26 protein-coding genes and 1 tRNA gene are annotated in these 26,816 nt (G+C 72.1%); 11 read left to right on the plus strand and 16 right to left on the minus strand.

Going from position 1 to position 26,816, the window contains the following annotated elements; all coding sequences use genetic code 11:
* Positions 1–67: 67 nt before the first annotated feature.
* Both AB0B20_RS06160 and AB0B20_RS06165 read right to left on the minus strand, forming a co-directional pair.
* Positions 68–2,266, minus strand: coding sequence for a (Fe-S)-binding protein (locus tag AB0B20_RS06160; protein ID WP_357385300.1), 2,199 nt, complete (start codon positions 2,264–2,266; stop codon positions 68–70).
* A gap of 180 nt (positions 2,267–2,446) precedes the next feature.
* Complete coding sequence (locus AB0B20_RS06165; RefSeq protein ID WP_357385302.1) at positions 2,447–2,710, minus strand: cell division protein CrgA; 264 nt, start codon at positions 2,708–2,710, stop codon at positions 2,447–2,449.
* Between the two features lie 230 nt (positions 2,711–2,940).
* Between AB0B20_RS06165 and AB0B20_RS06170 the strand changes: the two genes are divergently transcribed.
* From AB0B20_RS06170 to AB0B20_RS06185, 4 genes are read left to right on the plus strand one after another with little or no spacing between them, the layout of a single operon-like run.
* Positions 2,941–3,747 (plus strand): DUF881 domain-containing protein, encoded by an 807-nt coding sequence (locus tag AB0B20_RS06170; RefSeq protein WP_145824166.1) that lies wholly within the window; start codon positions 2,941–2,943, stop codon positions 3,745–3,747.
* Positions 3,744–5,048, plus strand: a complete 1,305-nt coding sequence (locus tag AB0B20_RS06175; protein ID WP_357468550.1) for a class E sortase — start codon at positions 3,744–3,746, stop codon at positions 5,046–5,048. The genes AB0B20_RS06170 and AB0B20_RS06175 overlap by 4 nt, the downstream gene beginning before the upstream one ends.
* A gap of 3 nt (positions 5,049–5,051) precedes the next feature.
* Complete coding sequence (locus AB0B20_RS06180; protein WP_357385306.1) at positions 5,052–5,303, plus strand: hypothetical protein; 252 nt, start codon at positions 5,052–5,054, stop codon at positions 5,301–5,303.
* Positions 5,304–5,307: 4 nt separating this feature from the next.
* Entirely contained in the window at positions 5,308–5,958 is a 651-nt protein-coding gene (locus AB0B20_RS06185) for an aminodeoxychorismate/anthranilate synthase component II (RefSeq protein WP_357385308.1), read from the plus strand.
* Positions 5,959–6,137: 179 nt separating this feature from the next.
* Here AB0B20_RS06185 and pknB read toward each other — a convergent pair whose 3' ends face one another.
* The 7 genes from pknB to AB0B20_RS06220 are packed head-to-tail and all read right to left on the minus strand — an operon-like array spanning position 6,138 to position 15,073.
* A complete protein-coding gene (pknB, locus tag AB0B20_RS06190) occupies positions 6,138–7,973 on the minus strand; it encodes a Stk1 family PASTA domain-containing Ser/Thr kinase (RefSeq protein ID WP_357385310.1) in 1,836 nt (611 codons plus the stop codon).
* Complete coding sequence (locus tag AB0B20_RS06195) at positions 7,970–9,349, minus strand: protein kinase (RefSeq protein WP_357468553.1); 1,380 nt, start codon at positions 9,347–9,349, stop codon at positions 7,970–7,972. The genes pknB and AB0B20_RS06195 overlap by 4 nt, the downstream gene beginning before the upstream one ends.
* Position 9,350: 1 nt before the next feature.
* Positions 9,351–10,859 carry a penicillin-binding transpeptidase domain-containing protein gene (locus AB0B20_RS06200; protein ID WP_357382286.1) on the minus strand — a complete coding sequence of 503 codons (1,509 nt, stop codon included), beginning with the start codon at positions 10,857–10,859 and terminating at the stop codon, positions 9,351–9,353.
* Positions 10,856–12,346, minus strand: a complete 1,491-nt coding sequence (locus tag AB0B20_RS06205) for an FtsW/RodA/SpoVE family cell cycle protein (protein ID WP_357382284.1) — start codon at positions 12,344–12,346, stop codon at positions 10,856–10,858. The genes AB0B20_RS06200 and AB0B20_RS06205 overlap by 4 nt, the downstream gene beginning before the upstream one ends.
* Before the next feature lie 28 nt (positions 12,347–12,374).
* Positions 12,375–13,796 (minus strand): protein phosphatase 2C domain-containing protein, encoded by a 1,422-nt coding sequence (locus AB0B20_RS06210; protein ID WP_357382282.1) that lies wholly within the window; start codon positions 13,794–13,796, stop codon positions 12,375–12,377.
* Entirely contained in the window at positions 13,793–14,278 is a 486-nt protein-coding gene (locus AB0B20_RS06215) for an FHA domain-containing protein (protein WP_128138039.1), read from the minus strand. Before AB0B20_RS06215 ends, AB0B20_RS06210 begins: the two co-directional genes overlap by 4 nt.
* Positions 14,279–14,284: 6 nt before the next feature.
* Positions 14,285–15,073, minus strand: a complete 789-nt coding sequence (locus AB0B20_RS06220; RefSeq protein WP_026267912.1) for a DUF3662 and FHA domain-containing protein — start codon at positions 15,071–15,073, stop codon at positions 14,285–14,287.
* A 209-nt stretch (positions 15,074–15,282) separates the two neighbouring features.
* On the opposite strand from AB0B20_RS06220, the gene AB0B20_RS06225 reads away from it, so the two are divergent.
* The 4 genes from AB0B20_RS06225 to AB0B20_RS06240 all read left to right on the plus strand — a co-directional run bounded on the left by AB0B20_RS06225 (position 15,283) and on the right by AB0B20_RS06240 (position 18,043).
* A tRNA-Leu gene (locus AB0B20_RS06225) sits at positions 15,283–15,368 on the plus strand.
* Positions 15,369–15,439: 71 nt separating this feature from the next.
* The gene (locus AB0B20_RS06230) at positions 15,440–16,549 is read left to right on the plus strand and encodes an NAD-dependent epimerase/dehydratase family protein (RefSeq protein WP_357382279.1); all 1,110 of its coding nucleotides are present in this window, start codon (positions 15,440–15,442) and stop codon (positions 16,547–16,549) included.
* Positions 16,546–17,352: a WecB/TagA/CpsF family glycosyltransferase gene (locus AB0B20_RS06235; protein ID WP_357382277.1), complete on the plus strand. Its 807-nt coding sequence runs from the start codon at positions 16,546–16,548 to the stop codon at positions 17,350–17,352. Before AB0B20_RS06230 ends, AB0B20_RS06235 begins: the two co-directional genes overlap by 4 nt.
* Positions 17,353–17,440: 88 nt before the next feature.
* Positions 17,441–18,043, plus strand: a complete 603-nt coding sequence (locus AB0B20_RS06240; RefSeq protein WP_357468557.1) for a hypothetical protein — start codon at positions 17,441–17,443, stop codon at positions 18,041–18,043.
* Here AB0B20_RS06240 and AB0B20_RS06245 read toward each other — a convergent pair.
* The 3 genes from AB0B20_RS06245 to AB0B20_RS06255 form a co-directional block, all read right to left on the minus strand.
* Positions 18,011–18,409: a hypothetical protein gene (locus AB0B20_RS06245; RefSeq protein WP_262012857.1), complete on the minus strand. Its 399-nt coding sequence runs from the start codon at positions 18,407–18,409 to the stop codon at positions 18,011–18,013. The two genes, AB0B20_RS06240 and AB0B20_RS06245, sit on opposite strands and share 33 nt — an antisense overlap.
* A gap of 149 nt (positions 18,410–18,558) precedes the next feature.
* A complete protein-coding gene (locus tag AB0B20_RS06250; RefSeq protein WP_357382271.1) occupies positions 18,559–18,780 on the minus strand; it encodes a DUF397 domain-containing protein in 222 nt (73 codons plus the stop codon).
* Entirely contained in the window at positions 18,750–19,631 is an 882-nt protein-coding gene (locus tag AB0B20_RS06255; RefSeq protein WP_357468561.1) for a helix-turn-helix transcriptional regulator, read from the minus strand. The genes AB0B20_RS06250 and AB0B20_RS06255 overlap by 31 nt, the downstream gene beginning before the upstream one ends.
* Before the next feature lie 612 nt (positions 19,632–20,243).
* On the opposite strand from AB0B20_RS06255, the gene AB0B20_RS06260 reads away from it, so the two are divergent.
* Together AB0B20_RS06260 and AB0B20_RS06265 are read left to right on the plus strand one after the other, a co-directional pair.
* Complete coding sequence (locus tag AB0B20_RS06260) at positions 20,244–20,531, plus strand: hypothetical protein (RefSeq protein WP_357382268.1); 288 nt, start codon at positions 20,244–20,246, stop codon at positions 20,529–20,531.
* A 98-nt stretch (positions 20,532–20,629) separates the two neighbouring features.
* Positions 20,630–21,067 (plus strand): hypothetical protein, encoded by a 438-nt coding sequence (locus AB0B20_RS06265; protein WP_357468684.1) that lies wholly within the window; start codon positions 20,630–20,632, stop codon positions 21,065–21,067.
* Positions 21,068–21,094: 27 nt separating this feature from the next.
* Here AB0B20_RS06265 and AB0B20_RS06270 read toward each other — a convergent pair whose 3' ends face one another.
* Positions 21,095–21,949 (minus strand): PASTA domain-containing protein, encoded by an 855-nt coding sequence (locus AB0B20_RS06270; RefSeq protein WP_357468564.1) that lies wholly within the window; start codon positions 21,947–21,949, stop codon positions 21,095–21,097.
* Positions 21,950–22,046: 97 nt separating this feature from the next.
* Entirely contained in the window at positions 22,047–22,709 is a 663-nt protein-coding gene (locus AB0B20_RS06275; protein ID WP_357468567.1) for a PASTA domain-containing protein, read from the minus strand.
* Between the two features lie 103 nt (positions 22,710–22,812).
* Between AB0B20_RS06275 and AB0B20_RS06280 the strand changes: the two genes are divergently transcribed.
* Entirely contained in the window at positions 22,813–24,198 is a 1,386-nt protein-coding gene (locus AB0B20_RS06280) for a hypothetical protein (protein WP_357468570.1), read from the plus strand.
* Positions 24,199–24,495: 297 nt separating this feature from the next.
* Here the strand turns inward: AB0B20_RS06280 and AB0B20_RS06285 are convergent, their stop codons facing one another.
* Positions 24,496–25,974 (minus strand): glutamate--cysteine ligase, encoded by a 1,479-nt coding sequence (locus tag AB0B20_RS06285; RefSeq protein WP_357382258.1) that lies wholly within the window; start codon positions 25,972–25,974, stop codon positions 24,496–24,498.
* Positions 25,975–26,228: 254 nt separating this feature from the next.
* Positions 26,229–26,810: a YceI family protein gene (locus AB0B20_RS06290; RefSeq protein ID WP_357382256.1), complete on the minus strand. Its 582-nt coding sequence runs from the start codon at positions 26,808–26,810 to the stop codon at positions 26,229–26,231.
* Between the last annotated feature and the right edge of the window lie 6 nt (positions 26,811–26,816).

The following is a 26,816-nucleotide window of genomic DNA, read 5'->3' on the forward strand; positions in this document are numbered from 1 at the left end:
GACGCGACGGCGGCGGCACCGCACTGGTGCCGCCGCCGTCGTGGTCCGGCTCCTGCCGGGGTACGCCTCAGCTCGCGGAGGGTGCGACCTCCGGTTCACCGGCCGGGGCCTCCGGCTTGACCGAGCGCAGCAGCACGCTCGCCACGTCGACCACCTCGACCTGCTCGCCCGCGCCCTTGCCGTTGACGCCGTCGTTCAGCATCGTCGAGCAGAACGGGCAACCGACCGCGATGGTCTTCGCGCCGGTGGACATGGCCTCCTCGACCCGGTCCACGTTGATCCGCTTGCCGATCTTCTCCTCCATCCACATCCGGGCGCCGCCGGCGCCGCAGCAGAAGGAGCGCTCGCTGTTACGCGGCATCTCGGTCAGCTCGCCCTGGATCGAATCGCCGAGCACCTCGCGCGGGGCCGCGAAGATCCGGTTGTGGCGGCCCAGGTAGCACGGGTCGTGGTAGGTCACGCCGCCGTCGACCGGCTGGACCGGGGTGAGCTTGCCGGCGCTGACCAGGTGGGCCAGCAGCTGGGTGTGGTGCACGACCTCGAACTCGCCGCCGAGCTGGCCGTACTCGTTGCCCAGGGTGTTGAAGCAGTGCGGGCAGGTGGCGACGATCTTGCGCTTGTTCTTCTCCCGGCCCTCGAACGCCTCGTTGAGGGTCTCGACGTTCTGCTGGGCGAGCATCTGGAAGACGAACTCGTTGCCGATACGCCGCGCCGGGTCGCCGGAGCAGGTCTCGCCCTCGCCCAGGATGGCGAACTTGACGCCCGCCTCGTTGAGCAGCGTGGCGACCGCGCGGGTGGTCTTCTTGGCCCGGTCCTCGAACGCGCCGGCGCAGCCGACCCAGAACAGGTATTCGAAGTCGTCGACCTCGCCGACGCGCGGCACCTCGAACCCGAGGCCCTTGGTCCAGTCCTCGCGGGTGTTCTGCGGGGCGCCCCACGGGTTGCCCTTGTTCTCCAGGTTGCGCAGCATGACGCCGGCCTCGGACGGGAAGCTCGACTCGATCAGCACCTGGTAGCGGCGCATGTCGACGATGTGGTCCACGTGCTCGATGTCGACCGGGCACTGCTCGACGCAGGCGCCGCAGGTGGTGCAGGACCAGAGCACGTCCGGGTCGATGACACCACCCTCCTCGGCGGTGCCGATCAGCGGCCGGTCCGCCTCGGCCATCGCGAGCACGTCCACCCCGGCCAACTGCTCCTGGGTGGCCTTCTCCTCGCCGGTCAGGTCCTTGCCGCCGCCGGCCAGCAGGTACGGCGCCTTGGCGTACGCGTGGTCGCGCAGGCTCAGCACCAGCAGCTTCGGCGACAGCGGCTTGCCGGTGTTCCAGGCGGGGCACTGCGACTGGCAGCGACCGCACTCGGTGCAGGTGCTGAAGTCGAGCAGGCCCTTCCAGGTGAACTGCTCGACGTGGGCGACGCCGAACTGGTCCTTCTCCGGGTCGGCCTCCTCGAAGTCCAGCGGCTTGCCCTCGCTGGTCATCGGGCGCAGCGGGCCCAGGCCGGAGCCGGCCGGCTTCTCCGGGTCGCGCTTGAAGAAGATGTTCGGGAAGGCCAGGAAGCGGTGCCAGGCCACGCCCATCGTGACGTTCAGCGAGATCACGATGAGCCAGGTCATCGAGATGCAGATCTTGATGAGCGCGGCGACGCTGACGCCGGCCTCCCAGCTCGGGAGCACCGAGCCGACCGCGTGGCTGAGCGGGGCGGCCCAGACGGGGTACTCGAAGTGGTCGGTGGCGACCTTGAAGCCCCGGATCACGAACCCGAAGATCAGGACCAGCAGGACGACCCACTCGACGAAGTAGCCCTGCCACATGGTCGAGCCGGTGAACCGGGACCGGTTCTCCGCGCGGCCGGGCCGGTTGCGCAGCCGGATCACCATCAGCACGACGATGCCGATCAGGCCGAGGATGCCGATCCACTCGGTGACCAGGCCGAAGATCGTCCAGTGCCCGATGATCGGCAGCCCGCCGCCGGTCGAGACCACCTCGAAGTAGGCCTCCAGCACCAGCAGCGACAGCACGATGAAGCCGACCATCACGAACCAGTGGGCGGCCCCGACCACGCTCCACTTCAACATGCGGGTGTGACCGGCGGTCTCCACCAGCATCTGCTTCGTACGCGCGCCCTTGTCGCCGAACCGTTCCGGCGCGGGCTGGCCGAGCCGGATGACGGCGGTCATCTTCATGACCGCGCGCACCGCAAGCCACACCGCAACGGCGGTGATGGCGGCCGCGAGGATCGTGGTGACGATCTGGACGCTGCCCATCGAGTTGGCCTCCCGGTCTGCTGCTTTGTCCGTGCAGCCTACGCGCAAGGTTACCCAGCAGTAACGTGAGTCTTCTCGCACCAGGCCACGCCGCCCTGCGCACACCTTAGGTGCAGTGGCACCGAAGTGCCGGGCAGGGGCGGCGTGGCGTGACCTACGCCGTGGCGGGGCAGCGCCCGATCAGCGCCAGCGGGAGAGCAGGATCAGCGACGAGACCATCGCGCCGAACCCCACAGCGAGGTTCCAGTAACCCCAGGTGGCGACCGGATACGCCTGCTCCGAGAGGTAGTAGACGACCAGCCAGCCGATGCCCACCACGATCAACGCGACAGCGGTGACCGGAAGCCAGATCGGGCTAGGCTTGCGCGTCGACGCCGTCGCCGTCGGACGAACGTCCGTCGGCGGGGTGTACACCTTCTTCTTGCGGACCTGAGACTTGGGCACGACGCTCTCCAGAGGGGGGTACGACCTCGTCCGGCCTGACAACCGGGCGCGAGGGCGACGGTCCATGGCCAATAATGTTCGACAGCTAGCGTAGTCCCGACGGACCGTCCAGGCCATGAATGGGGCCAGGACGGTGCACTCAGTAACCGGAAAGAGCGGACTTTCCGGGTCGAGCAGGTCGGCTCGCACCGGCGCGGGCCGGAACGAGACGACGGGAAAGGGAACGCCCGGTGGAGTACACGTCCGGTGCCGCCTCCTGGCAGAAGGTCCTCCGCCGCGCGGCAGCCGCCCTGCTGCCCCGGCGCGCACGCCAGCGCCGCCCGGGCTGGTCCGTCGGCGTACCCCTGATCGCCGCCGCGGCCGGTCTGCTGTTCACCACCACCGCCACCACCGCGGGCGGCACCTCGCTGCGTGAGGACCGACGGCCCCAGCTCACCCAGCTGATCGAGGACCGCCGCGAGGAGGTCGCCGCCAGCGAGGCCAAAGCCGCCCGGCTCCGCGCCGAGGTGGAGGAACAGACCGAAGCGCTCGCCGGCGCCGACGGGCCGATCAAGACCGAGCGGGACCGGGCCGCCGCCAGCCGGCAGGCGGCCGGATTCACCGCGCTCACCGGCAGCGGCGTGACAGTCGAGCTGAACGACGCCGACCGCCGGCCCGACCAGCCGCTGCCGAAGGGTGCCAGCAACGACGACCTGGTGGTGCACCAGGGCGACGTCCAGGCCGTGGTCAACGCGCTCTGGGCCGGCGGCGCGGAAGCCATGTCAATCATGAACGTCCGCGTGCTGAGCACCAGCGCGGTACGCTGCGTCGGTAACACCCTGCTGCTGCACGGCCGGGTTTACTCCCCTCCTTTCAAGATCGTGGCAATCGGCGATCCCGCGGAACTCCAGCGGGCGCTCGCCGCCTCTGAGGGAGTGCGGGTGTTCAAGGAAGTGGCCGACCACTACCAACTCGGGTACGTCGAACGCGTCTCCACGGTCACCGTGCCCGCCTTCGAGGACTCCACCGCGTTGCAGTCGGCGACGGTGCCCCGGTGACCGGCGGCGACCCGCGGGCACGCGCCGGTCACGACCGCGAGGAGGAACCCACCGCGTTCCTTCCCCGGGTCGAGCGTCCGGCACCCGCCCCGGCGTCGCCACGGCCGCTCGACCTGCCCTGGCCCGAGGCCGGCCCCGCACACACCGCCCCGGTCCGGCGCGGCCCGGCCGCCCGGCCGCACCGCCCACCGCCCGCACCGCCCCGGGCCACTCCGCCGCCCGGCCCGCCGCCACCGTGGCCGGGCAGCCGGGCACATCAGCCGATCGGCGACTCCCACCCGGAGGCCGACCCCCGGCGCCGCCCACCGGCGCGCGAGCCTTCCGGGGGTTCGCCCCGGCCGCCCGGCGTACCCCGTTTCGGCGGGCCGACCGGCGCGGACCGCAATCCGCCGGTCGACCCCGGAGCGACAACGGTGCTGCCCGCCGTTCCCCGCCCGCCCGCCGATCCCCGCCTGGACGCGACCGGGCTGATGGGCGCGGTGCCCCCGGCGCCGGACGCCGGTGACGACGGCCCGCCGGCCGAGCCGCCCCGTCCCCGCCGCGGCGAGCGGGTGGTGCGACTGCGGCCGGAGCAGACCGGCGACGGCTACCGCAGCGTCCACTCCGAGCTGACCCGTCCCACAGTCGGCTCCCGGGTGCGCACCGTCGTGCGCGGCACCGGCGAGCTGCTTATCACCTTCGGCCTCGTGGTGCTCCTCTTCGTCGGGTACGAGATCTGGGGCAAGTCGGTCCTCGTCGAGGCCCACCAGAACGACCTGAGCAGCCAGCTCGCCCAGCAGTGGGACACTCCCGCGGACCCGACTGTCGGCCCGACCAGCCGCCCGGCCGCCACGCCGAAGCCACCGGCCAAGGGACAGCCGGTCGCCGGCCTCTACATCCCCAAGTTCGACAAGCACTGGGTAGTGGTCGAGGGGGTCGACCCGGAGGACATCCGGTACGCCCCGGGCCACTACCCGGACAGCGCCCTGCCCGGCGGGGTCGGCAACTTCTCCGTCGCCGGTCACCGCATCCGCTCCACGTTTTGGCGGCTGGACGAGCTGACGACCGGCGACGCCATAGTGGTCGAGACCAGGTCCGACTGGCTCGTCTACCGCGTCTACGAGCAGCGGATCGTCAAGCCGTCCCAGGTGGAGGTGGTCGCGCCGGTGCCGGGCAAGCCGGACCAGAAGGCCACCGAGAAGCTGCTCACGCTGACCACCTGCAACCCGAAGTTCGACAACTACCAGCGGCTGATCATCCATGCCCGGCTGGACCACGCGCAGGCGAAGTCGGCGGGCCGCCCGGCCGAGTTGGAGGCGTGATCCGTGTACGCGTGGATCTGGCGCAAACTGCCGTTCGGGCTGCCCGGAAAGCTGATCGGCTCGCTGCTGCTCGCCACCGCCACCGTCGCGCTGCTCTGGTTCGTGGTCTTCCCGTGGGCCGAGCCGCTGCTGCCCTTCGACGACGTGCAGGTCACCCAGGACTCCGGCGTGCCGGGCGACGGCGGGCCGCCCGGCGAGGAGCTGCCGTACAGCACCGAGACGAACAACGCCCCACCCTCCACCCCGAACAGGTGACCCGATGCGCGTTCTGGTGATCGACAACTACGACTCGTTCGTCTTCAACCTCGTGCAGTACCTCGGCCAGCTCGGGGCCGAATGCGACGTGCGGCGCAACGACGAGATCGACGTCGCCGAGGTGGGCCGCGCCGGTGCCGCCGGCGTCCTGCTGTCACCCGGTCCGGGCAGCCCGGATCGGGCCGGCATCTGCCTGGACGTGATCCGCGAGTACGCCGGCAAGCTCCCGATCTTCGGCGTCTGCCTCGGCCACCAGGCGATCGGCGAGGCGTTCGGCGCGACCGTCGCCCGCGCGCCGGAACTGCTGCACGGCAAGACCTCTGAGGTACGCCACGACGGCGTGGGCGTGCTCGCCGGCCTGCCCGACCCGTTCACCGCCACCCGCTACCACTCGCTTGCCGTACTGCCCGAGACGCTCCCCGACGAGCTGGAGGTCACCGGCCGGACCGCCTCCGGCGTGGTGATGGCGATGCGGCACCGTTCGCTGCCGATCGAGGGTGTGCAGTTCCACCCGGAGTCGGTGCTGACCGAGGGCGGTCACCTGATGCTGGCGAACTGGCTGGCCGCCTGCGGCTTCCCGGCGGCGCTGGAGCGCGCCCCGGAGCTGGCCGCCGAGGTGGACGCCCGCCGCCAGGCGGCCTTCTCCCCAGCCTGACGGCCGCCTCCCGCCCGCCCCCATCCGCCTCCCTCTCCGTCGATCATGAAGTTGGCGGGGATAAATCGGACGCTCAGTGCCGCTAAGTTCATGGTCAACGGGAGAAGCAGGGCGGAGATGCGAGCGCGGCGGCGGCCCCGGGATCGGGGACGCCGCCGCGTCGGTCGGTCAGGTGAAGGTCAGCGGTCGGTACGTGTCGGCGCGATGGTCGGGAACGGGAAGCCACTGCCGCCGCCGTTGCCGCCGCCGTTGCCCGGCGTGCTCGGGGACGTGCTGGGGGTGACGCTCGGCGTCGGGCTCGTGGGCTCCTCCTCGCGCGGCACGTCGACCTCGATGGTCACCGTCTCGCCCTTGGCCAGCTTCCTATTGGGCGACGGGGACTGACCGCTGACCTTGCCCACCTGGGCCGGTTCGACCTCTTCGCCGTCGACCACCTTGACCCGGTAGCCGGCGTTCTCAAGCTGCTTCCTCGCCTGGTCCTCGGTGAAGCCGCGGACGTCCGGCACCTCGGCGACGTTGCCCTTGGAGACCTCGAGCGTCACCTTGGTGTTCGGGGCCACCGTGCTGCCCTCGTCGGGCGACACGTTGACCACCTGTTCCTTCGGGGCGCTGTCGGTGACGTCCTTGCGGACCACGGTGAGCCCCAGGCCTTCCAGGGTCGCCTTCACGCTGGTGAAGGTGCCACCCTTGAGGGCCTGCGGGATGGTGACGTCGTCCGGACCGGCGCAGATCTGGACCGTGACCTCGCTGTTCTTCTCCACCCGCTGGCCGAACGGCGGGTTCTGCTCGACCACGGTGCCCTTCTTGCACTCGGCGTTCTTGACCGGGTCCCCGGGGGCGAAACGCAGCCCGGCCTGGCTGAGCGCGGCCTGCGCGTCGGCCTGCGTGCGGTCCACCAACTGCGGCACCGACACCTTCTCGTTGCCGGCCTGGTTGAGCCAGAGCGCGGTGCCGAGCGCGATCACCGCGAGCACACCGAGCGTGGCGAACGCGGCGATGACCCAGGACGAGGTCTTGCGCTTGCCCGGGTCGCCGACCCGCGCCACCGGCTGCTGGCGGGTCTGCGGGCCCATCATCTGGGTCTGCTGCGCCTGCTGGTAGCCGCCGCCCGCGGCGGAACCCATCGCCATGGTCTCGTCGGCCGGCATCACCGGGGTGGCGAGCACCGGGCGTCCGGCGGCGGCGCGGAGCAGGTCCGCCCGCATCTCGCCGGCGCTCTGGTAGCGGTTGAGCGGGTTCTTCGACAGCGCCTTGAGCACGATCGCGTCGACAGCGGGGTTGACGTCCGGGTTGATCGTGCTCGGCGTCGGCGGCTGTTCCCGTACGTGCTGGTAGGCGACGCTGACCGGACTGTCCCCGACGAACGGCGGGTGGCCGCAGAGCAGCTCGAACAGCACGCAGCCGGCCGCGTAGACGTCGGAGCGGGCGTCGACCGCCTCGCCGCGCGCCTGCTCGGGAGACAGGTATTGCGCGGTGCCGATGACAGCGCTGGTCTGCGTCATCGTGGTGGCGCCGCTGGCGAGCGCCCGGGCGATGCCGAAGTCCATCACCTTGACCTGGCCGGTCTGGGTGAGCATCACGTTTCCGGGCTTGATGTCCCGGTGGATGATCCCGTGCCGGTGGCTGAACTCCAGCGCCGCGCACATGTCGGCGCAGATCTCCAGCGCCCGGCGCGGCTGGAGCCGCCCCTCGACGCCGAGGACCTCCTTGAGGGTCCGGCCGTTGACGAACTCCATCACGATGAACGGCAGGGTCTCGCCCGTGGGGGCGGTCTCCTCGCCGGTGTCGTAGACGGCGACGATGGCCGGGTGGTTGAGCGAGGCGGCGTTCTGCGCCTCACGGCGGAACCGCATCTGGAAGGTGGCATCCCGGGCCAGGTCGGTACGGAGCATCTTGATCGCGACATCCCGCCCGAGCCGGAGGTCACGGCCGCGGTGCACCTCCGCCATGCCGCCGTAGCCCAGCAGCTCGCCGACCTGGTACCTGCCACCGAGCAGGCGGGCCTGCGCTGTCATCGCGTCTCTCGTCCTTCGCTCGTCGTCGTACCGCCGTCGGCCGGCAGGAGGCGTACCTCACGACGGTACGACGTGCGGACCGGATAGTCGCCTCCGTACGGCCGCACCGCGCCGGAGGTCACGCTCACACTCGCCGGAGCGGATGCGGTAGCACCGTATTTCCGGTACAGGAACGAAATCACGCCCGAACAGAGGATGACCAGTACAGCCACCACGATCGCCGTTGTCCACAGCCCGGACCGGGAGCGCCGGGGCGGTGCGGGGGCGGGCGGTCGCGCGTACCCCATGGGGTTGTGCTGGGGCATGGGGCGGGGCTGCGGGACGGGGGCCGCGCCGCGCGGCGCCACCGGCGGGCGGGGCTGCGGGACGGGGTGCGCGACCACCGCGGGGTGCGGCGTGACCGGCGGGCGGGCCGGGGACACGGGCGGCCGGGGTTGCGGGCGCGGGGCGGGGGCCGGCTGCGGGCGCGGCACGGCGGCCGGCACCTGCGCCCGCGCGACCGGCGCGGCCGGTGAGGCGGGCACGCCGGAGATCGGGTGCCCGGCACGAGCCGCCTGGGAGAGCGCGAGCTTGGCCTGCCGGGCGATGCTCGCCAGCGCGGCGGCACTGGGCCAGCGCGCGGCCGGATCCTTCGCCATGGACCGCTCGACGATCGCACGCACCTGCGGCGGGATGTCGGGCGGAAGCGCACGTGGAGCGTCCCGCACGTGCTTCATGGCGATTTCGAGGGGGTTGTCCCCCTCGAACGGGCGGCGGCCGGCCAGGCACTGGTACGCGACCACGCCCAGCGCGTAGACGTCCGAGGCGGGGGTGGCGACCGCACCGGTGGCCTGCTCCGGCGAGATGTACGACGCGGTGCCGAGCACCGACCCGGCGGCGGTGAGCTGGCCGATCAGGTCCGAGCGGGCGATGCCGAAGTCGGTGAGCACGAGCGTGCCGTTCGGCCGGACCAGCAGGTTGCCGGGCTTCACGTCGCGGTGCACGATGCCCTTCTCGTGCGCCGCGTGCAACGCGTCGGCGGCCTGCGCCAGCAGGGCCATCGTGCGGGCCGGGGTCAGCCGGCCGACCCGGCTGAGCGTGGCGGAGAGCGCGTCGCCCTCGACGTACTCCATCACCAGGAACGCGATGTGCTGGTCGCTGCCGAAGTCGTAGACGTCGACCACGCCGGGGTGGTTGATGGTGGCCATGGTCCGGGCCTCACCGCGGAACCGCTCGGCGAAGCCCGGTTCGTCGAGCAGCGCGGGGAGCAGGCTCTTGACCGCGACGGTACGGCCCAGCACCTGGTCGGTGCCGCGCCACACGTCACCCATGCCACCGCTGGCGATCCGCTCGTCGAGGCGGTAGCGGTTGCCCAGCTTCACTCCCGGGGCGAGCACGTCAGCGCCTCCCGGAGTCCGCGATGGCCGCCGCCATGATCCGGCCGGCGATGCGGGCCGCCTCGGCGCTGCCGCCGCTGCCCGCCTGCTCCAGCTCGACGCAGACCGCGGAGAGCGGCGTGCCGTCCTTGTCCAGCGCGAAGCCGATGAACCAGCCGTGGTCCGGGGTGTTCGGGCCGGACTCGGCGGTACCGGTCTTGCCGCCCACCACGAAGCCGTCGACGGCGGCCCGGCGGCCGGTGCCCTCCTTCACCACGTTCTGCATCATGTCGCGCAGGTCGGCGGCGACCTGGCCGCTGATCGGGCGGCGCAGCTCGCGCGGCTGGGCGGCGTCGTAGACGGTGGTGCGGTCCGGCCCGAGCAGCTGCTTGACCAGGTAGGGACGCATCTGCTTGCCGTCCTTGTTGGCCACCGCGGCGGCGATCAGCGCGCCCTGCAGCGGCGTCATCCGCACGTTGTTCTGGCCGATCGACGACTGCGCCAGCGCCGCCGGGTCGGTGCTGCCGTCCGGGTTCTGCATGTCGCCGGTGCGGCTGGCCGCCACCGGCAGGCCGCCCTCGCCGAGCTGGCCGACGTTGAGGTCCTCCTGCTCGAAGCCGAACTGCTTGGCCTTCTCCTTGACCTTGTCCGCGCCGAGGCGGACGCCGAGCTGGGCGAAGCCGGTGTTGCAGGACTCGGTGACCGCCTCGCGCAGCGTGACCTGGGACTCGGGGCAGATCGACGGCGCGGCGTTGCGGATCGGCTGGCCGGCGCCGGGCGCGGTGTAGCTGGAACCGGCCGGGATGCGGGTCTGCTGCCCGACGCCGTTCTCCAGCGCCGCCGCCGCCATGATGATCTTGAAGGTGGAGCCCGGCGGCAGCGTCTCGGACAGCGCCCGGTTCGCCAGCGGCCGGTCCTTGTCCTTCTCCAGCGTGTTGTACGCCCGGTCCGCCTCGGTGCTGTTGTGGCTGGCCAGCGGGTTCGGGTCGAAGCTCGGCATGGACACCAGCGCCTGCACCGCGCCGGTACGCGGGTCGATCGCGATGGCCGCGCCCTTCTTCGCGCCGACCTGGTTGTCGTTCAGTTGCTTGTACGCCGTCTCCTGGGCCCGCTTGGAGAGCGTCAGCAGCACGTTGCCGCCACCGGTCTCGTCCCCGGTGAACATGTCCTTGATCCGGCTGGCGATGAGCGCGTCGCTGGTGCCGGCCAGGAAGTCGTTCTCCACCCGCTCGATGCCGCTCGCGCTGCCGTTCACCGGCTTCCAGCCGAGCACGTGCGCGTACATCTCACCGCCCGGGTAGGTGCGCTGGTACTTCAGCTCACCGCCGGTCTCCTTGCTGAGCGCGTACGCGGTGCCGCCGACCTCGATGTTGCCGCGCTTGCGGTCGTACTCGGCGACCTGGACCCGGCCGTTGTAGTCGCTGTTGCGGTACTCGTCGGCCTTGTAGGCCTGGATCCAGTTCAGGTTCGCGAACAGCAGCCCGAACAGGACCATCACGACCACGCCGACGCGGCGCAGGGGGGCGTTCACGGCCGGATCACCTCCGTCGGGGCGCCGTGCAACTGCTCGGGCGGACCGCCGGCCGGCCGGGCTGCCGGACCGCCGCCACCGGTCACCGGACGGCGGGCACCGTCGGACACCCGCAGCAGCACGGCGATGAGCAGCCAGTTCGCCATCAGCGAGGAGCCACCGGCGGACAGGAACGGGGTGGTCTGACCGGTCAGCGGGATGAGCTTGCTGATGCCGCCGACGATCACGAAGACCTGGAGGCCCAGCGTGAACGCCAGACCACCGGCGAGCAGCTTGCCGAACGAGTCCCGCACCGCGAGCGCGGCCCGCAGGCCCCGCTCCACGATCAGCAGGTAGATCACCAGCAGCGCGGAGAGACCGAACAGGCCGATCTCCTCACCGATGCCGGCGAAGATGAAGTCCGTCTGCACCTCGGGCAGCAGCGCCGGCTGGCCCCCGCCCGGGCCGGCCCCGAACAGGCCGCCGGTGCCGAGCGTCAGCAGGCCCTGCACCAGCTGGTAGCCCCTGTCGTACGGCTCGGCGAACGGGTCCAGCCAGATCTGCGCCCGGTCGTAGAAGTTGGCGAACGGGCCGCCCACGGTGCTGCCCAGCACGTACGCCAGGTAGGCGCCGCCGAAGAACAGGATCAGGCCGATGAGCAGCCAGCTGACCCGCTCGGTGGCGATGTAGAGCGTCACCACGAACATGCCGAAGTAGAGCAGCGACGTGCCCAGGTCCTTCTCGAAGATCAGGACCAGGAGGCTGACCAGCCAGACCACGAGCACCGGGCCGAGGTCACGCCCGCGCGGGAAGTCGATGCCGAGCACCCGCCGGCTGGCGAGCGAGAGCACCTCGCGCTTGCGCACCAGGTAGTACGCGAAGAACGTGAGCAGGGCCAGCTTGGCGAACTCGCCGGGCTGGATGGAGAACCCGCCGAACTTGATCCACAGCTTGGCGCCGTTGATCTCGGAGAACCGGCTCGGCAGCACCGCCGGGATCATCACCAGCACGATGCCGGCCAGGCCCAGCGTGTACGCGTACCGGGACAGCGAACGGTGGTCGCGCAGGATCGCCAGCAGCCCGGCGGCGAGCACCACGGCGGCCAGCGTCCAGGCGAGCTGCCGGCCGCCGGTGCCGGCGAAGATGGCCAGGTCCTCCCGCTCCGCGGGGGTGGCCTTGGCCAGGTCGTACCGGCGCAGGAAGCCCACGCCGATGCCGTTGAGCAGGGCCACCGCCGGCAGCAGCGCCGGATCGGCGTACGGCGCGAGCCAGCGGATCACCAGGTGCAGGCCGAGGAAGACCAGCCCCAGCGCGGCGGCCGGGATCCAGAAGTCGGGCGTGATCGTGTCCAGCGCCTTCGCCTCGACCATCGCCGCGTACGCCGCCACGAGCACCATGGCGAGCAGGAGCAGGGACAGTTCGGCGTTACGCCGCGACCGGGCCAGGCGGTCGCCGGACTCCCCGCCCGTCGAAGCGGGCGAGGCGGCCGGTACGGCGGCTGCGGTCACGGATACGTCCTCGGGATCGAGCCGGCACTCACTCCGGCGACCGGCAACCCGCCGGGTCGGCCGGCGGAACGGTGTCGGAGGGTACGGCGTCGGGCGTGATGGTCGACGTCGGCGTGCCGGCGGGCGGCGCGGAGGGTACGGGGCTGCCGCTGAGCTGCGGGGTCAGCGCGTTCGGCGTCGCCGCCGTGCTCGGGCTGGTCAGGCCGGGCGACGGGTCGGGCGGACAGAGCGGCTTGAGGTTCGGGTTCGCCGGGTCCTCGCTGGTCAGCTCCGCCAGCCGACGCTCCGCGTCCGGCTCGTCGCGGGCCTGGATGCCCTGCTTCACCCGCTCCTGGGCGGCCAGGGTCAGGTCGTCGAGCCGGGCGTCGCTGCGCGCGTGCACGTCCGACAGGTCCAGCCCGGCGATCTGCCCGGGCACCCCGCGGAAGACCGCGAGCTGGCCGTCGTCGGTGGCGCCGACGTAGTACTGCCGCTGGGTGTACGTCCAGCCGCCCAACGCCGCGCCGCCGACGATCACCGCGAGCGCCAGCACCATCGCGACGGTGCGCAGCGGCCGGCGGCGACGCCGCTCGGGCTCGTCGTCGCGGTTGTCCACCGGTTCCTCGGGCGCGGGCGGCCGGGGTGCGGACAACGCCGAGGCGCGGGCCGCCGGGGTGGAGTCGTCGGCCGAGGTCGCCATGCCCCGGTCGCGGGCGGCGGCACCGCCGACGATCGGGGACGCCTCGACGATGTCCTGGTCGGTGGCGTCAGCGATGATCACGGTGATGTTGTCCGGGCCGCCGCCGCGCAGCGCGAGCTGCACCAGGCGTTCCACGCACCGCTGCGGGTCGGGGTACTCCCGCATGGTGTCCGCGATGGTCTCCGCGCTGACCACGCCGGAGAGCCCGTCGGAGCAGATCAGGTAGCGGTCACCGGGCAGCACCTGGCGGACGCTGTACTCCGGGTCGATGTCGCGGCCGTCGAGCGCCCGGGTGAGCAGCGAGCGCTGGGGGTGGCTGCTCGCCTCCTCCGCGCTGATCCGGCCCTCGTCGACGAGCATCTGGACGTACGTGTCGTCCTTGGTGATCTGCGCGAACTCGCCGTTGCGCAGGAGATAGGCCCGGGAGTCACCGATGTGGACCATGCCGAGCTTGCTGCCGGAGAAGAGGGTCGCGGTGAGCGTCGTGCCCATCCCCTCCAGCTGCGGGTTGGCGTCCACGGTGTCGCGGAGCTGCTGGTTGGCGGTGCCCACGGCGGAGCGGAGCGCGTCGACGAGGGCATCCCCGGGGACGTCCTCGTCGAGCGGCGCCATGGCACCGATGACGATGTTGCTGGCGACGTCACCGGCGGCCATGCCGCCCATGCCGTCGGCCACGGCGAGCAGCCGCGGTCCGGCGTAGACGGAATCCTGGTTACCGTCTCGGATCAGACCGCGGTCGCTGTGGGCCGCGTAGCGCAGGGTCAGAGTCATGGCCGTAATTCGAGGGAAGTGCGGCCGATCCGGATCGGCACGCCGAGGGGGACGGGGGTTGGTCCGGTGACCTTAGCGCGATCGAGATAGGTGCCGTTAGTCGATCCGAGGTCCTCGACGTACCACTGCCCGTCACGGGGCACCAGCCGGGCGTGTCGCGCCGAGGCGTAGTCGTCGGTGATCACCAGGGTCGAGTCCTCCGCCCGGCCGATGGTGATCTGGGCCTCTCCGAGCGTGATCCGGGTGCCGGCGAGCTGACCGGCGGTGACCACCAACTGGTGGGCGGCCCGGCCGCGCTTGGCCTTGGCCGGCTTCCCCGGCTGCCCGGTCGACGCGCCGATCCCCCGCGGCGCGGCCACCAGCTTGCCCGACCGGGCACCGGCGAAGAGGTCCCGGCGGATCACACCGACGACCGTGAACACGAAGATCCACAGCAGGATGAGGAACCCGAACCGGGCGACGGTGATGACGAGCTCCGGCAACGCGGATCAGCCGTCCACGCGGAAGGTCAGCGTCGTGGTGCCGAGCTGGATCATGTCGCCGGGGTTGAGGGCGACCGCCGACACCCGCTGGCCGTTGACCATGGTGCCGTTCGTGGAGCCCAGGTCGGTCAGCACCACCTGGCCGCCGTCGAAGTCGAGCCGGGCGTGGCGCCGGGAGATGCCGACGTCGGGCAGGCGCAGGTTGGCCTGGTCGCCGCGGCCGATCACGGTCGAGCCCATCTGGAGCGGGTAGGTGCGGCCGTCGCCGGAGACCAGGCGGACGTTGCGACCACCGCCGTGACCGGGCGGGGGGCCGTAGCCGCCACCCTGGTCGTACGCCGGGTAGGCCGGGCCGGCGTCGTAGCCGCCGGGCGCCGAGACGGGGGCGACGTCCCCGCCCGTGTAGACCTCGGCGGTGACCCGGAACATGCCGGTGTCCAGGCCCTCACCGCGTTCGACCTCGACGATCACGTCGCCGTAGACCGTCCACGCCTGCTCGCCGATGAACTCGGCCTGCGACTGGGCCAGCTCCTGGGCCAGCGCGGCAGCGTACGGCGCCAGCCGACTGTGGTCGTAGGGCGAGAGATCGATCACGTAGCGGTTGGGCACAAGGGTGCGCCCACCGGCCAGGATCGCCTTGTGCGCCTCGGCCTCCCGCTGCATGGCGTTGAGGATCTCCACGGGGTGGACCACCCCTTTGAAGACCTTGGCGAAGGCCCCCTCGACCAGGCCTTCCAGACGCTTCTCGAAGCGTTGCAGCACGCTCACCGGCTCCTCCTCGGGTCCCGAGGCAATGATGGTATCCGGACACCGCCTCCGCAGCTCACACGCCGCTCGGCCGGCTGCCGTCGGCCCGTTCGTGACCAGGCCCGCGGACGTGCTAAAGTTTCGCCCGCCACGAGCGGTGATCGTTCGTGGCGTGGCCAGTGGACAGCGTAATATGTCCCGGCACCCGCCGCAGATGGCGGGCGCGGGATGCGATATGGTGTTCCGGGTCGTGCCACGGGGATGTGGCGGAATGGCAGACGCGCACGGTTCAGGTCCGTGTGTCCGAAAGGACGTGGGGGTTCAACTCCCCCCATCCCCACCAGGACAAGGGCTCCGCATACAGCGGGGCCCTTGCTTCGTATCGGGGCGTTCCGGACGTCACGCTATGCTCCGATGGTTTCCCTGCCTCCCACGGACCAGGAGTGGCGTGTGACTGTCGCGTTGGTGACCGGTTCCGGCGGTCTGATCGGCTCCGAGGCGGCCCGGCACTTCGCCGGACTGGGTCTCGACGTGGTCGGCATCGACAACGACATGCGGCGGTACTTCTTCGGCGAGGACGGCTCCACAGCCTGGAGCCTCGACCGGCTCGCCGCCGACCTCGGCTCCGCGTACACCCACCACGCCGTCGACATCCGCGACCGCGACGGGCTGGAGCAGGTCTTCAAGCGGTACGGCAAGGACATCGCCGTGGTGATCCACAGCGCGGCCCAGCCGAGCCACGACTGGGCCGCCAAGGAGCCGTTCACCGACTTCGACGTGAACGCCGGCGGCACGCTCAACGTGCTGGAGAACACCCGGCGGCACGCGATCGAGGCGCCGTTCATCCACTGTTCCACCAACAAGGTTTACGGCGACCGGCCCAACTCGCTCCCGCTGATCGAACTGGACACGCGTTACGAGCTGCCCGAGGACCACCGCTGGTACGACGGCATCACCGAGGACATGTCGATCGACGAGTCGCTGCACTCGATCTTCGGCGCCTCGAAGGTCGCCGCCGACGTGATGGTCCAGGAGTACGGCCGCTACTTCGACATGAAGACCGCCTGCTTCCGGGGCGGCACGCTGACCGGCCCGGCGCACTCCGCCGCCGAGCTGCACGGCTTCCTGGCGTACCTGATGCGCTGCGTGATGGAGGGCCGGACGTACAACCTCTTCGGTTACAAGGGGAAGATGGTCCGGGACGCGATCCACTCGCACGACGTGCTGACCGCGTTCGAGGCGTTCTTCCGCGAACCGCGCTCGGCCCAGGTCTACAACCTCGGTGGCGGCCGGCACTCGAACACCTCGCACATCGAGGCGTTCCGGGTCGCCCAGGAGATCACCGGCCGCGAGGCCCGGATCAACTACGTCGAGCAGGCCCGCACCGGCGACCACCAGTGGTACGTCAGCAGCATGGCCCGGTTCGAGGAGCACTACCCGTCCTGGAAGATCACGTACGACGTGCCGATGATCCTCCGCGAGATCTACGAGGCGAACGCCGACAAGTGGGTACCGAAGGCATGACCACCGGGACCAAGCGCAACGTGCTCGGCGTGGGCGTCGACGCGACCGACTACGCCCGGGCCACCGAGGCGGTGGTGGCCGCCGCGCACGAGCGCCGCCCGCTGGCGCTCACCGCGCTGGCCGTGCACGGCGTGATGACAGGCGTGCTCGACCCGGCGCACAACGCCCGGCTCAACTCCTTCGACGTGGTCACCCCGGACGGGCAGCCGGTGCGCTGGGCGCTCAACCTGCTGCACGGCGCCGGGCTCACCGACCGCGTCTACGGCCCGGAGCTGACCCTGCGGGTGCTCGCCCGGTTCGCCGAGGAAGGGCTGCCGGTCTACCTCTACGGCTCCACCGAGGAGACGCTGTCCCGGCTGGTGCCGGCGCTGGAGCGCAAGTTCCCCGCGCTGAAGATCGCCGGGGTGGAGCCGTCCAAGTTCCGGGCCGTCGCACCGGGCGAGGACGCCGAGATCGCCGACCGGATCCGGGCCAGCGGCGCCCGCCTCGTCCTGGTCGGGCTGGGCTGCCCGCGCCAGGAGGTCTTCGCGTACGCCATGCGCCCGTTGCTGGACATGCCGCTGATGGCTGTCGGCGCGGCCTTCGACTACCACGCCGGCCTGCTGCGCAACCCGCCACCGTGGATGCAGCGCGCCGGACTGGAGTGGTTCTGGCGGCTCGGTCTGGAGCCCAAGCGCCTGTGGCGCCGGTACGTCATCCTCAACCCGGCCTACCTGGCCCGGCTCGCCGCCCAGAAGACCGGGCTGTGGAAGGCCACCCCGCCGGCGCCGGCCACCGGGCGTCCCACCACGTTCGACGTCTGAGCCCCCGACCCCTACGGGCCCGGGTACGGGACGAACCGGGGTGCCGTCCCGGATTCGGCGAGCGCCGGAACGGGCAAGGCTAGGGGGCATGGATGACCGTCTCGCCGTGCTGCTTCCCGTCGCCGCCGTCTGGCTCGCCGCCGGACTGGTCGCGGAGGGGCTGCCCGGGCTCGACCGCGCCCGGGCGCTGCGCCGGCGTACCGGATGGTTGTCCGCCCTGGTGCTGACCGGCCTCGCGCTCACCGCGGCGGTCCTCGCCGCGGGCCTGCAACGCGCCGACGGCACCACTGTCGACCGGGCCGCCGCCGCGCTCGGGGTCGCGGCGCTGCCGGCGGCCGTGGTGGCGGTCTGCACGGTACGGCGGGTCCGGCGGCTGCGGTCCGGCGCGGGCGCGTTCGCGGCGGCTCCGGGCACGCCCGCCCCGCACGGGCTGCGCGCGGCGGCGGCGCACCCGCTGATCGCGCTGCCGCTCCAGGCGACGGCGATCGCGGTGCTGGTGGCGGTGCTGCCGTCGGTCGGGATCGACCTGTTCGCCGCGCCGGGCGTCGCCGGACCGGTGATCACCGTCGGAGTGCTGGGCGTCTGCGCGATCGGGGTACGCCACGCGCTGCGGCACAACCGGCTCGCCGAGCGGGCGATGCCGGCCGCCGAGAGGGTGTCAGCGCGACCGGCTCGCGCCCTGCACGTATAGCAGTTCCAGGATCGCGCGGGTCGCCTCGAACCAGCGGTCCAGCCAGCCGGGCGGGGGCACGCTGCCCTTCGGGGGCAGCTCCATCAGCAGGCCGCGCAGCAGCGGGTGGTCCACCAGGGACTCCTGCTGCTCGACCGGCCAGCCGCTCGGTGGAAAGGACGGCTCGGTGAGCGGGTTCGGGTCCAGCGACGGCAGGGACAGCGGCGCCGCGGCCTGCTCCGGGACGCCACCCTCGCGCGCGTCGTCGCCGTCGCCGGAGACCACCTCGGTGAGGACGGTGTCCCGGCGGGCCCCCCGGTACTTGCCACCGAACCGCTCCGGCTTGCCCGGGCCGCTGGTGAGGTTCTCTGAACCGATCGTCGTCATCCGTCTCGCCTGCCTCGTTCGGTTGCCGATCTGTGCGGTTCAACGAGGCGGATCGGAACTGGCGACGGGTGCCCGCCACCGCGCGGGCCCGCGAACGCGAATGGTCCCGCCCGGCGGCGCTGCCGGGCGGGACCACACTTCGGTGCCGGTCAGCTCCGGCTGAACGCGCCGTTGCGCGCGCGGGCGACGAAGGCGTGCCAGTCACCCGGGGCGAAGACCAGGGCCGGGCCGGCCTTGTCCTTCGAGTCCCGCACTCCGACCGCCCCGGTCACGTACGCGACCTCGACGCAGTTGTCGCAGTTCGGCCCGCTCTTCGAGCTCTTGAACCACGTCGCCTGCGTCAGGTCCACGGGGAACTCCTTGGTCGCCATTTCCACAGTGGCTCCTCTGCCAGTCTCGCGATGTGTGCGACGGACTCCTCCGGGCGCATGGCCGCTGCTCGAATGTGATCGAAGATGAAGCTGTACTTCTGAAGTTCGTCGCTCTTCTCCAGGAAGAGCCCACCCGTGGCGTTCTCCGCGTACACGACATCGGGATCACTCGGCTCGGGGAAACTGAGAATGGTGAAGGTCCCGTCCATGCCGGCGTGCGCTCCCACCTCGAAGGGCAGGACCTGCACCGTCACGTTCGGCAGTTCGGCCACCTCCACCAACCGCTTGAGCTGACCACGCATCACCGCGTCGCCGCCAACCGGCCGGCTCAGCACCGCCTCATCGAGCACCACCCACAGATCGACCGGATCGTCCTGCGTCAACAACGACTGACGGCCCAGACGGACACGCACCCGTTGGTCGACCTGATCGTCGGTGATGTCCGGCCGGGCCGCGCGGATCATCGCGCTGGCGTACTCCTCGGTCTCCAGCAGCCCCGGCACCACCTGCTGCTCGTACGTGCGGATCGAGCCGGCCGCGGCCTCCAGGCCGACGTACGCGCCGACGAGCACCGTGCTGTACGGATGCCACCAGCCCTTCTGCCGGGCCTCCCGGGCGATCTGCACCAGCTCGTCGCTCTCCGCGCCGACGATGCCGTAGATCCGGAGCATGTCGCGCACGTCGCGCGGGGTCGCGGTGGTGTGGCCGGTCTCGATCCGGGAGATCTTGGACGCGGAGCACTCCAGCTGCTCGGCGACCACCTCTATGGTGATGCCCGCCGCCTCCCGCTGCCGGCGGAGTTCCGCACCCAGCCGCCGTCGCCGGATGGTGGGGCTACGCCGTTCCGTCACGGCGCCATATATCGGCTGGCGGGACCACGATTCACAGTCACCCGGCTACCTCCGGTCGGTCGCGCCCCGGTTCGGCACCCACCGCGGGCGCGACCGGGGGCGGCGGGCGAACGTTCGCGGCAGGGGTGGTGCCGGTCGTCGACCGGCCGCGACGGGCGAAACCGGCGTCCAGTGTGCCGTTCTGGTACCTGACGCTTCAAGTATCGCCGATTGCGTGTCCGACTCACCTATCGGCAAAACTCTACGTGCAACTTGCATGTCGCACGCCCCTGATGCAGGCTGTCCGTATGGCACGGGTTACTCACCGTCTTCGCTTGATCTCCGGGCGTGGTGGCACCACGGTCCGCGGGACAGCCGGAGGGGGGCCGTCCCGCGCCGTGCGACCTGCCCCGGAATGAAGACCCCGTCGCTGCACGCCAGCTTGGCTGCGGCGACGGGAGCGGTAACCGGGAGCAGCCGGGTGATGGTCGGGTGGCGGTCCGCCACCGCGGGTACGGCCCGACCACCACCGACCCACAGACCGCCGGTCCACGAGGCAGACCCCCGTCACCGGACCGCACCGACCCGATCCGCCTCGCCGGTCCCGGCCGGCCGACCCTCCCAGGAGCCCATGTGCTTCCCCGCTCCGGTGACGTACTGCACGTGACTCGCGCGGCGAGTGTCCAGTTCCTCAGACCGATCATGTTCCGGGTCATCCGGGTGCTCGACTGGCCGACCTACGACGGTTGGCTCTGGCTCGAAGGCTACGAGCTGAACGCGGCGGGGGACGCGGTCAGCCGGCGGTCGATCTTCGTACTCGGGGAGGGGTTGCGGCAGCTTCAGGCCGCGCCGGCTCCGCGTCAGCACACCGTGCGGACGGCCCGCCGCCCGGTGGTCCGGACTCCGGTCCGGGTCGGCTGACCTGACGATTCCCGGCCGGGAGGGCGTGCCGTCGCCATAGAATCGGTACGCCCACCCCGGCACGTTCCACCCCGCGCGCCATGGACCCCGAACCTGGGATGGTCATGGTCAATCTGCCCGCCGCGCGGCGGCATCACCGCTCCCGTGTCGGCTATGCCCTCGGGCTCTTCCTCTTCCTCGTCACCGCGACAGCACTAGCGCTCGCGGTACGCCACCCCGCCTTCTCCGCCACCCAGCAGCTCGCCGAGCCGGTGCCGGCCCCGGAGATCACCGTTGCCGGTGAGGGCGCCCGGACAGAGTCCGACACGGCCGGTTCCGACGCGGCCGACGACCCGGACGGCTGGGCCGCCACCGACACCTCGCAGGACGAGGACGATCCACCGGCGGGCACCGGAGGCGGCGAGGGCACGCTGGCCGAGCGGCCGGCCGCCGGCACCGACGACCTCAGCCGGTCGCTGTTCTACTCCGGGCTGCTCGGGCTCGCCATCTCGCTGGCCGGGCTGGGCCTGGTCGGCACCCGCAGACGCCAGTGGTGACCGCGCCGAGCCTCGGCGCCGTGGACGTCAGGGCGTCGTGGTCGTCGCCGGAGCGGAGCCCGGCGTGCTCGGGCCGCTCGTCGGCGGAGCGGGTACGGCCACCACGATGGTGACCCGATCGTCCTCACCCACCGGGTAACCGGCTTCCGGATCGGTGGCGATCACCGTGCCGGCCGGGCGGTCCGACGCCCGCCGCTGCACCCGGTAGTCCACGTCCAGCCGATCGAGCGCCGCGCGGGCGGCGGCCTCCGGCAGCCCCACGAGCGGCGGCATCGGCACCTCGACCGGCGCGGTGGTGGCCGGCGTGCTCGGCGGTGAACTGCTCGGCGCGGCACTCGTCGGGGCGGCGGTCGTCGGGGCGGCGCTCGTCTGCGCCGGAGGGCTCGGCAGCGGCGGCCCCGGATCGGAGTCCCGGTCGGCGGCGCGCAACGCCAGCCACACCCCCACCCCGATCAACGCGAGCAGCAGCAGCGCCAGGACGCCGAGCAGGATCGGCATCCACCAGCGGCGCCCGGCCTGTTCCTCGGCGTACCACTCGCTCCCGGGCTCGGGATAGCCCGCCGGCCGTGGTGGCGGCACCCCGGCCCGGCCGGACCAGGCACCCACCGGTTCCTGCGGAGTGGTGGCGTCGAGCGGACGGCCCGGCGCCGGTGGCCCGCCCGGTCCGGCCGGGCCGCCGGGCAGCGGGCGGGTGGCGTCGCCCGCGTCCCGGGGCAGCGGGCGGGTGGCGTCGCCCGCGTCCCGGGGCAGCGGGCGGGTGGCATCGCCCGCATCCCGGGGCAACGCCCGGGTCGCGTCGGCGTCCTCCCCCGCCGCGTTCCGGGGAAACGCCCGGGTCGCGTCCGCGTCACCGGCGGGTGGTTCCTGACGGTCGTCGCTCATGGCACGTCCTTTCCCCACCGGGACGGGGCGCACGGCCCTCGATCGTCCACCGTAGCGGGCCCCGGCCCGCCCGGCCGGGATCAGCGCGCCACGCTCGTCAGGGAGTCGGCGACGGGGACGCCGTCGGCGACGTGGACGCCGTGCCGCCGCAGGTGAGCGTGACCTGCTCGTTCCACCGGGCGGCACCGCCCGCCACCGGATCCTGGGCCGTGACCGGACCCTCGCGGCCGGTGGCGTACCGGGGATAGAGCCCGGCGTCCACCAGATCGTCTGCGGCGTCGGAGCAGGACAGCGCGCCCACGTCGGGCACGGCGACAGCCGGCGCCGGGCCGGAGACCCACACGGTGACGGTGATGCCGCGCTTCACCGGGGTGCCGGGCGCCGGTGAGGCGCGCTCCACCGTGCGTCCGGTGCCCGTACCGAAGACCAGTCGCCAGCCGAGCCGGCGCTCGCGCAGGTCCCGGCGGGCCTGCGCGAAGTCGGCACCCACCACCTCGGGCACCGTGAGCCCGGCCGGTGCGCTCGTGCGCGTACCGGTGGGCGAGGCGGTGGCGGTCGGCGACGCTGAGGCCGACGTGGGCGTGGCACCGACCGGTGGTGTGGTGCCGGGCGCGGCCTGGCGCTCCGGTTCGCCGGCCAGGATCCACCCGACGCTGGCGCCGATCACCGCCAGCAGGACCACGGCCAGGCCACCGCCGAGGAGCAGCCTGGGCCGCCCCGGCCGGGTGCCGTCGTCTGCCGGTTGCCGCTCGTCCGTCATGTTCCCCCGCCCGATCATCGACGACCGTATCCGTTGCCGCCAAGCGGTCACGGTCCGTCGCTACGACTCGCCGCGCCGACCTCGGGACGTTACGCTCCCCGGCATGGTCAGACGGGGCTGGGGAGGATCGACAGCCGCCGCGCTCGGCGTCGCCGCCGGCGCGGGCGCCGCGCAGCTCGGTTTCGGGTACGGGCTGGGCATCATCGACTGGTCGCCGGCCGGTGCGGTACGGGACGAGGCGGCGTGGGTGGCGAGCCTCGCGTGGGCGACCTGGATCGCGGCGACCTCGGTCATCGTCGGTGCGGTCTGCGCCCAGCGCCTGCGCGGCCACGACGAGGAGCCCCAGGGCGCGCTGCCCCGGCTCGGCCTGGCGCTCGCCGCGGGTGCCGGCGCGCTCGTCACCGTACTGCTGGTGGCGGTTCCGGCGCGGGCGGCCCGGGTGCCGGACGTCTCCTCGCCGCAGGCCGTCGCCGCCGCGTACGCGGGCGCCGGGCTGGTGCTCGGCGTGCTGCTGGCCGTCTGGGCACTGCACACCCGTGCCGCCGCCACCAACCTGATCGCCACCACCGGCTGGCTCTGGCTGCTCGCCGTGGTGTCCGTGGTGGACGGTGTGGTGGCCGGCCGTGGCCTGACCACCGCCCAGCTCGGCATCTGGCAGATCAGCGCGGACCGTGGCGCGTTCTGGATCCGCGACTACTTCTACTGGCCCGGTGCGCTGCTGTCGGTGCTCTCCGCCCTGGTGATCGGCCTCGTGGCGGCGCGGCGAGCCGCCCGCGCGCCGGAGATCCGGGTCGGCGCGGCGGCCTCCGGGGCGGCCGGACCACTGCTCGTCGCGCTGGCGTACCTGCTTGCCGTACCGCGCCTGGCCGGGATCGCCGCGGAGCAGTTGTCGGCCCATCTGATCGCACCGTACGCGGTGATCGCCGGTGTCGGCGGCTCGATGGTGATGGCCGCGCTGGCCCAGCGCTCCGAGCGTCGTGGCACCGAGCGGACGGCCGTGCCCCGCCAGCGCACCGGCGAGCCGGACCCGATCAGCGCGGAGGCCGAGCCGGTCGCCGCGGACCCGGCCGCGCCGGACGCGCCGTCGGACAGGTCGGCATTGGCGTCGGCCAGGTCGGCACCGGACCGCTCAACGTCGGCCACGTTGACGTCGGACCGGTCGACGTCGCCGCCCTCGGACGAGGCGGCCGGGCCGGCACCCGACCCGTCGCCCGTTCCGAGCCGGGATGCGGCGGCGCAGGACGGACCGGACGTGACGTCCGCCCGGACCGAGTCGGAGCGGGGTCGCGTGACCCGGTCCACCAGCACCGGCCGCCGCAGCCAAGCCGTCCCGCCGCAACGGCAACCCGAGACACCGCTCGGCCCCACCCGGTCACGCGACGAACCGTCCACCGACGAGCCGGACCCGACCGACCCGTCCCCGTCGGCCTCACCCGGCCCGACCGACCCACCCCCTGCCACCGGAACCCCCCGCCGCCGGGGCCGTTGACCCTCACCGCGATCTTGGAGTTGTGGCACCTCACAGACCTCGCATTCGGGAGGTTCGAGGCGTCACAAGTCCAAGATCGACGCACCCAGTCCCCGCCCGCCGAGATCTTGGTATAAACGGCCCCCATAGGGCGCTCTTCTACCAAGATCTCCACCGATCCCAGCCGCACCGACGTCACCCCCACCACTCCCGGCGATCTTGCAGTTTCGGCCCTCGTCAACTGCGCGAATCGGGCACCACGAGGGCCGCAAGTGCAACATCGCGGGCTGCGGGGGACGCGCGGCGGGGCGGGGGCAGTCAGTCGACCGGCCAGGTGTGGACGGGCTCGTTGCCGCGCTGGAGTTCGGCGTACCGCTTGACCATGTGGTGCAGCGCGGCCTCCCGGTCCAGGCCCCGGTGCCGCTCGGCCGTCCACACCGTCTCGGTCTGCCAGACCGCACCGTTGCGGCCGGTACGGCAGCGGCCCTCGATCACGCCGAGCAGGCGGTCCCGCTCGGCCGGGGCGACACCGAACCGGTCCAGCCCTTCGGCGGCCACCGGGAGCAGCGTGTCCAGGACGAGCTTGGTGACCGGCACGTCGCCGAGCCGGGGCCAGTGCAGGACCGCCTCGATGCCGCGCCGGGCGGCGGCGTGGAAGTTCTCCTCCGCCGAGCTGAACGTCAACTGGCTCCAGATCGGACGGTCCGACTCGGCGAGGCCCCGGGCCAGCCCGAAGTAGAACGCCGCGTTGGCGAGCATGTCGACAACTGTCGGCCCGGCGGGCAGCACCCGGTTCTCCACCCGCAGGTGCGGGCGGTCGTTCATGATGTCGTACACCGGGCGGTTCCAGCGGTAGACGGTGCCGTTGTGCAGTCTCAGCTCACCGAGCTGGGGCACGCCACCGGCGTGCAGCACCTCGACCGGGTCCTCCTCCTCGCAGATGGGCAGCAGCGGGGGGAAGTAACGGACGTTCTCCTCGAACAGGTCGAAGATCGAGGTGATCCAGCGCTCGCCGAACCACACCCGGGGGCGTACGCCCTGGGCCTTCAGCTCGTCCGGGCGGGTGTCGGTGGCCTGCTGGAACAGCGCGATCCGGGTTTCCGCCCAGAGCTGCCGGCCGTAGAGGAACGGCGAGTTGGCGCCGACGGCGACCTGCACGCCGGCGATGGCCTGGGACGCGTTCCAGTAGTCGGCGAAGCTGTCCGGCGCGACCTGGAGGTGGAACTGGAGACTGGTGCAGGCGGCCTCCGGCGCGATCGAGTCGGTGTGCGTACGCAGCCGCTCGACGCCGTTGATGTCCAGCTCGATGTCCTCGCCCCGGGCGCCGACGATCTGGTCGTTGAGGACGTGGTACCGCTCGTTCGTGGAGAGGTTGTCGGCGACCAGGTGGCGCTCGGTCAGCGTGGGGAGGATGCCGACCATCATGATCGTCGCGTCGGACTTGGCGGCCCGCTCGTCGGCGCGGCTGAGGCTGCTGCGCAGGTCCTGCTCGTAGTCGGCGAAGCCACTGCCCTCGATCAGCCGGGGCGAGGCGTTCAGTTCGAGGTTGAACTGTCCCAGCTCCGTCTGGAACAGCGGGTCGGCGATGTCGGCCAGGATCTGGTCGTTGCGCATGGCCGGTTCGGCGGCGGCGTCGATGAGGTTCAGCTCGATCTCCAGCCCGGTCATCGGGCGGTCGGCGTCGAAGCCGAAGTCGTCGAGCATCAGCGCGAAGACGTCCAGGCACCGCCGCACCTTCTGCCGGTAGCGGACCCGATCCTCGCGGGAGAAGGCGCCCTGCTCGACGTCTCTGCCCATGTGTCCTCCCGGCGCCGGTGCGACGGAACCGTACCGTTCCGCAACGCATTGTGAACCATTCGCGTGATGGGCGTAAGTGCGCCCGTGCCGTCGTCCTGCTGGACGGGCGACAGGTCTGCACCTGTACCCCGTCAACGCCGTCACCAGCACATCCGTCCGGAGAACTTCACGTGACGATTCGCACCGCCGGGGCGTACGCGGGAAGGGCCCGCACCGTCGGCGGACGGTGCGGGCCCCACGGGCCGGTGCCGGGCTCAGCCCTGGCGGATGGCCTCGCCCTCGATCTCGATCTTGATCTTGCGGCCGACCAGGACGCCGCCGGTCTCCAGCGCCACGTTCCAGGTCAGACCGAAGTCCTCCCGGTCGATCTCGGTGGAGGCGGAGAAGCCGAAGATGTCCTGCCCGAAGGGGCTGCGGCCGACGCCCTCGAACTCCACCTCCAGCTCGACCTGGCGGGTCACGCCCTTGATGGTCAGCTCGCCGGCGAGCACGAACTCGTTGCCCTCGCGGGACTTCACAGCGGTGCTGCGGAACTCGAGCGTCGGGTACTGCTCGGCGTCGAGGAACTCCGGGCTGCGCAGGTGCGCGTCACGGTCCGCCTGGGCGGTGTTGATGCTGGCCGCCTGGATGCTGGCGGTGACCGAGGACTGCATCGGGTCGTCGGCGACGGTGATGGTGGCGGTGGCGTCCGCGAACTCACCGCGTACCTTGCTGACCATCATGTGCCGCGCGACGAAGCCGACGCGCTTGTGCGCGGCGTCCAGCACGTAGGTGCCGGGGGTGGGGATGGTGAGACCTTCCCAGTCGCGGGTAGTCGCCTCGGTGCTGCTGGTCATGATGCT

Origin of the sequence: Micromonospora sp. NPDC049151 (assembly GCF_040648395.1) — a bacterium.
Taxonomy (GTDB): domain Bacteria; phylum Actinomycetota; class Actinomycetes; order Mycobacteriales; family Micromonosporaceae; genus Micromonospora.